General features: G+C 71.0%; 6 protein-coding genes. All 6 read right to left on the reverse strand.

Annotated elements, in window-relative coordinates; translation table 11 throughout:
• A partial coding sequence (locus tag GL263_RS20975; RefSeq protein WP_228456709.1) for a metallophosphoesterase occupies positions 1 to 421 on the reverse strand: 421 nt, incomplete at its 3' end.
• 14 nt (positions 422 to 435) lie between these two features.
• On the reverse strand, positions 436 to 1,419 hold the full coding sequence (locus tag GL263_RS20980) for a DMT family transporter (protein ID WP_182857289.1): 984 nt from the start codon (positions 1,417 to 1,419) through the stop codon (positions 436 to 438).
• On the reverse strand, positions 1,409 to 2,668 hold the full coding sequence (locus GL263_RS20985) for an ATP-grasp domain-containing protein (RefSeq protein WP_182857290.1): 1,260 nt from the start codon (positions 2,666 to 2,668) through the stop codon (positions 1,409 to 1,411). Before GL263_RS20985 ends, GL263_RS20980 begins: the two co-directional genes overlap by 11 nt.
• 83 nt (positions 2,669 to 2,751) lie before the next feature.
• Positions 2,752 to 4,119, reverse strand: a complete 1,368-nt coding sequence (locus GL263_RS20990; protein WP_182857291.1) for a cation:proton antiporter — start codon at positions 4,117 to 4,119, stop codon at positions 2,752 to 2,754.
• A complete protein-coding gene (locus GL263_RS20995; RefSeq protein ID WP_182857292.1) occupies positions 4,106 to 4,633 on the reverse strand; it encodes a dCTP deaminase in 528 nt (175 codons plus the stop codon). The genes GL263_RS20990 and GL263_RS20995 overlap by 14 nt, the downstream gene beginning before the upstream one ends.
• Positions 4,630 to 5,193 (reverse strand): P-loop NTPase family protein, encoded by a 564-nt coding sequence (locus GL263_RS21000; RefSeq protein ID WP_182857293.1) that lies wholly within the window; start codon positions 5,191 to 5,193, stop codon positions 4,630 to 4,632. The genes GL263_RS20995 and GL263_RS21000 overlap by 4 nt, the downstream gene beginning before the upstream one ends.
• Positions 5,194 to 5,212 lie beyond the last annotated feature (19 nt).

A 5,212-nucleotide genomic window follows, 5' to 3' on the forward strand; every position in this document is an offset into this window, starting at 1 on the left:
GGGCGACGAAGGCCGGCTGGTCCGGGGCGGCGGCCAGGGTGGTGTCCAGCCAGTGCAGGGTTCCGGGGGTGAGTTCGCCCTCCGCGCGGCCGGGGATCGAGGAGTCGCACATGAGCACCCGTACGCCGCCGACCTCATGGACCTCGTTGACCGGGGCGGTCCCGGCCGGCAGGCCGAGCAGGACCGCGCGGTACTCGGGTCGGGAGTCGTGGTTGCCGGGGCACGTCAGGACGCGGTAGCGGTCGCGGAGCGGTGCCAGCGCCTCCCGTGCCTCGCGGTACTCCTCCTCGGTTCCGTGGTCGGCGAGGTCGCCGGTGACGAGTACGGCGTCGACTCCGCCGGGCAGGCCGGTGAGGTGGTCGACGACCCTCCGGACGCGGTCCGCTGTGGCGGCGCCGCCGTCCAGGTGCAGGTCGCTCATGTGGGCGAGGACGGTCAACGCTCGACCCTTTCGCTGGTCGGTGCCGGGGTGGCGGCCCGGCTGGTCTGTCTGTCGTGGCGCCAGCGGGCCCAGGTGCCGAGGCACATCGCCGCGCACAGGCCCGCGATGCCGAGGAAGACGTGGGGGGACTGGTCGAGTCTCGGGTCGAGGAACTGCGTGAGGTAGGTGATCAGCAGGTTGGTGCCGAACAGCATCGAGACCGTGATCGGCTCGGTCCGCACGATGCCCTGTTGGAGCAGGTAGAGCGAGATGATCACGCCGACGAGGCTGATCGCGAGGAGCGCGCCCACGTTGGCGGGCGAGTAGGCGCCGAAGCTGTCGCGTACGACGAGGAGGACGAGGGTGGCGGCGACGAGGACGACAAAGCGGGAGGCCATCATCTGCGGGACCGTCATCCCCGCGTCGCCCAGTCGCCTTGTGTAGAAGGTGATGCCGGAGAGGGAGAGGGAGGTGAGGAAGCACATCACCAGGCCGAAGACGAGGTCTCCGGTCGGCACGTCGCCGAGGGCCGACGCGCCGTCGTGGGCCATCACCAGAAGGTAGGTCATGGCGCCCAACATGGCTCCGGCGGCGGCGAGTTCGAGTGGGAGTGGCTTCGTGCCGGGGCGGAGCCTGAAGCCGAGCACGATGGTGAGGGTGGGGCCGAGCCCGATGATCATCGAGTTGGCCACGGCCGGTTCGAGCACGGTGAACGCGTACAGCACCGCGATCCAGCAGACCGCGGTGGAGATGTTCAGCATGATCACGTCGGGGAGGCAGCGCCTGACCGCCGTCCGCAGGGCCTGCTTGTCCCGGAGGGTGAGGAAGTAGAAGAGCTGGGCGACGACAAAGGCGTTGAACGCGATGAACTCGGGCGAGAGGCCCTGCACCAGCGCGCCTTCCAGGACCGACTTCGTCGAGTTGATGACGCAGTAGCCGAGCACCAGGAGCGGGCCGGCCGCCAGGGCGAAGCGTGAGCCGGACGAACTAGACGACATGGTAGAAGCCCTCGCCGTCGAGGTGACGGGCCGTCATGTAGTCGTGGGTGACCACGCCTTCGACCTCGTGGACGAGATGGACGAGCATCGGGTAGGTGAGGTCGTTGACGGTCCGCGACAGCTCCTCGCCCGGCCGCACCTTCAGCAGGACGTCGTGGAAGCTCTCCAGGGACCGCAGTTCGTCGAGCTTCGGGTAGTCCAGCAGCTTGCCGCCCTCGGGCGCGATCATGTTCACGCACACCGCGTTGCGGGCCAGGTGGTAGTCGGTGTGCCGGCGTGCCTCGAAGGACTCCGGGTCCGTGTAGGCGAGCACGGTCCACTCCAGCTGGCTCTCGCCGAGTGCGGCCCGGGTGAGGAGCGGCAGCATGGCGCCGCACACGCGGGCGCCGGTCTCGACCAGGCGGGGGCCGTCCGGGGTGAGCTTCAGCTCGGTGTGCGCGGGCCCGTTGCGGATGCCCAGCGCGTCGAGCACGGAGAAGGCGTACTCGACCAGCAGGTCCTGCTCGGGGCCGCGGGACGCCATGAGCGACGAGCCGCCGAGCAGGTCCCTGACGCCGTTGACGCCGAGGTGCTGCGTCTTCCACAGGTCGCACACCCGGTGCTGCCCGTCGAGGCTGACGGTGTTGACGTAGTACTCGGCGCCGACCAGGTACTCCTGGGCGAGCACCGCGTCGTTGCGGACGCCGAGCGCGCTGTCCGCGCCCACGAGGTCGCCGAAGGCGGTCCTGACCTCGGCGGCGGTGGAGCAGAAGGAGACGCCGTCGTTGAGGGCGCTGCGCACCGGCTTGAGGACAACCGTCCGGTCGGTGTCGCCGTACCAGGCCAGGAGGGTGTCGAGGTCGCCGGCGAGGATCTGGTCGACGGCCGGCACGCCGGCGGCCCGCACGGTCTCCATCATCCGGTACTTGTCGCGCCGGGCGGCGCTCAGCGCGGTCCCGTTGCTCCGCACTCCGAGCGCCTCGCTGAGGACGTCGGCGAGTTCGACGCCTATCTCGGCGCCCGCCAGGAGGGCGACCGGGGCGTACGGTTCGATCGCGGCGAGGGTCTCGGCCACGTCGCCGCGGTGGACGACGGTGTCCACGAAGTCCTCCGGGCGGAACGAGGACGCGAAGACCGGCGGCGGTTCGGCGACACTCCGCACGTGGAGGCAGTCGTGCCCGGCGGCGTGGAAGAGCGGCGCGAGATGGCTCGCCGTGGAGTAGGCGTCGACGATCGCGACGACGGGGCGACCGCTCCTGGCGGTGTTCATGAGCACATCCTTTGTGAGGGGGCCTTTGTGAGGGAGCCTTTGTTGAGGGGTCTTTGTGAGGGGCCGTGACAAGGGGGCCTTGGTCAGGCGGAGTTGGTGAGGTGGCCTTCGGGGCGGGGCGCTTGCGGGCTCTCCCGGGCGGGGCCGTCGCCCGGGCCGTCCGGTGGGAAGGCGCCGCGGGAGACCGCCCGTTCCAGCCACCATCCGGCGATCTGCGAGGTCACGATCGCCGTGAGCACCAGCGTGGTGAACATCGGGGCGTTGACGATGCCGGCGTCGAAGGAGACGGTGGCGAGCACGATGCCGGGTCCGCCGCGCGCGTTGAGCGCGACGGCGAGGTCCAGCGACTCGGCCTTCGGCTGCCGTGCCAGTCGCGCCCCGGCGTACACGCTGGTCGCCTTCGCGAGGCAGGCGACCAGGACGAAGCCCGCGGTGAGCCAGAGGTCGAAGGAGCGGAACAGGTCGAGCTTCAGGCCGACGACCGCGAAGTACACCGGGATGAAGAACCCGGACGCGAAGGCCCGCAGGTGCGCGAGCGGTTCGCCGGGTCCGGCCCGGCGGGCGCCGGCGGCTGCGCCGGAGAGCAGGCCCACCACAAACGCGCCGAACATGGGCGCCACGCCCAGGAAGACGCAGCTCGCCGCCACGGCGAGGATGACCGCCATGCGGACGGCCACCGTTCCCGGCGTCCGGGCCGCGCCGCCGGGGGAAGCCGCTCCCCGCAGTCTCCGCAGGGCGACGGCGGCGAGGACGGCCAGGGCGAAGAAGGCCACCGACGCCACCGAGTGGTACAGGGCCGAGCCGTTCGCGGACGTCACGCCGAGGGACTGCGACAGACCGAACGCGCCCGGGTGGGAGCCCGCCACCATGCCGAGGGCGACGGAGAGGATCACGTTGAGCACGATGTCCTCGAGGACCGCGACCGACAGGACCATGCGGGCGAAGCGGGTCCTGATGATGCCCAGGTCCAGCATGATCCGGGAGATCACCGGGATGCTGGTGACGGCGATGGCGCAGGCGACGACCAGGGTCAGCGCCGTGACGTCCCCGGCGGGCCCGATCACCCGGTCGGTGTCGACCAGCCGCACCGCGAGCAGGCCCAGGGCGAAGGGCACGACCATGCCCGCGAGCGCGATGACCAGCACCGGTCTGCCGTCCTCCCGGGAGAAGACGGTGCGCATCTCCATCCCGGCGACGAACATCAGCAGCAGCATGCCGAGCAGGTGGACCAGCGCCAGCGCGGACGCCGCCGGGCCGTCGTCGGGGAAGAGCCACCCCTGGACGTCGGGCAGCAGCCGGCCCAGCACCGTGGGCCCGAGCAGCAGGCCTCCGAGGATCTCGCCGATCACCGGAGGCTGCCGGTAGCGGGCGAAGAGCCGTCCGACCAGGTGGGCCGCGGTCAGCAGCAGGGCGAGCGCGGCCAGGACCCGGAACAGGTCAACCTGCGACATGCCGGTCCAGGCTGAGGCGGGAGGCGACGGCGGAGGAGGAGCCGGTGTACTTGCCGTCGTACTCCACAGCGTCGCCCTGCATGGACCAGAAGGCCAGTTTGCCGATCATCATGCCCGGATACACCCGCACCGGGTGGGCGACCTTCATCTCCAGCGTCCACGGGAAGACGGCGCCGCTGTGTCCGAGCGGCGCGGAGAACTGGATCCAGATGCCGAGCGTGGAGGCGGACCGGCAGGCGTAGAGGGTGGCGGCGTAGTGCGGGCTGCCCATCGCCTCCATGGTGCCGCCGAGGTAGAAGCGCCCGGGTTCGAGGACCATGCCCTCGGGGCCCAACTTCACGTGGGTGGCTTCGGGCGGTTCGAAGCAGTCGATGACGTCCTGCTCGTACCAGAGGAGGTCGTCGGCGAGGCGGAAGCCGTAGCTGTTCGGTTCCAGGCGTTCCGGGTCGAAGTCGTCGATGTGGATGCGCCCCGCCCGCACCTCCGCGAGGATCTCGGGCCCGCTCAGAATCACAGCCAACTCCCCAGCAGTTCGTGGACGTCGGACCGGTAGGTGTGCAGGTCCGAACCGTTGTCGAGCACGGCGTCCGGTGTGATCAGGTCGATCTCCCGGGTGGAACGGTCGGCGCGGGACGGGTCGCCGCGTCCGGCCAGCCGGGTCTGGCGCAGCTCCTCGTCGCAGGTGACGCGCAGGACCCGGAAGCCGTGGGCGCGCAGCGCCGGGGCGTCCACGTGCGGGTCGCGCAGGTCGTCGTTGACGACCAGGTCCGCTTCGACGGCGGCGAGGCGGTGGGTGAAGTCGTCGGCCAGGGACTCGGGGCGGATCCTGCGCATCGCGTCGGCGAGCGCCTCCATCAGGACCTGGTCCTGGGCCCCCTCGCCGAGCGAGCCGCCGGCCCGCCGGTACACCTCGGCCTGCAGGTCGTACAGCGGGGTGGCGAGCTTGACCCGGGCGTGGCTCAGGCCCTTGTCGCGGGCGAACTCCTCGATGAGCGTGGCACAGGTCGACTTGCCGGCGCCGGCCAGGCCGATGACCGCGATCCGCAGGGGGCGGGGGGCTTCGGGCGTGGTCATCCGTTCTCCTGTGCGGGTG

This window comes from Streptomyces durbertensis (genome assembly GCF_014156695.1).
GTDB classification, from domain to species: domain Bacteria; phylum Actinomycetota; class Actinomycetes; order Streptomycetales; family Streptomycetaceae; genus Streptomyces; species Streptomyces durbertensis.

Bases quoted from the DNA above. Each gene is read 5' to 3' on its own strand.
- GL263_RS20980 (WP_182857289.1), bottom strand. From the start codon at position 1,419: ATGTCGTCTAGTTCGTCCGGCTCACGCTTCGCCCTGGCGGCCGGCCCG.
- GL263_RS20985 (WP_182857290.1), bottom strand. From the start codon at position 2,668: ATGAACACCGCCAGGAGCGGTCGCCCCGTCGTCGCGATCGTCGACGCC.
- GL263_RS20990 (WP_182857291.1), bottom strand. From the start codon at position 4,119: ATGTCGCAGGTTGACCTGTTCCGGGTCCTGGCCGCGCTCGCCCTGCTG.
- GL263_RS21000 (WP_182857293.1), bottom strand. From the start codon at position 5,193: ATGACCACGCCCGAAGCCCCCCGCCCCCTGCGGATCGCGGTCATCGGC.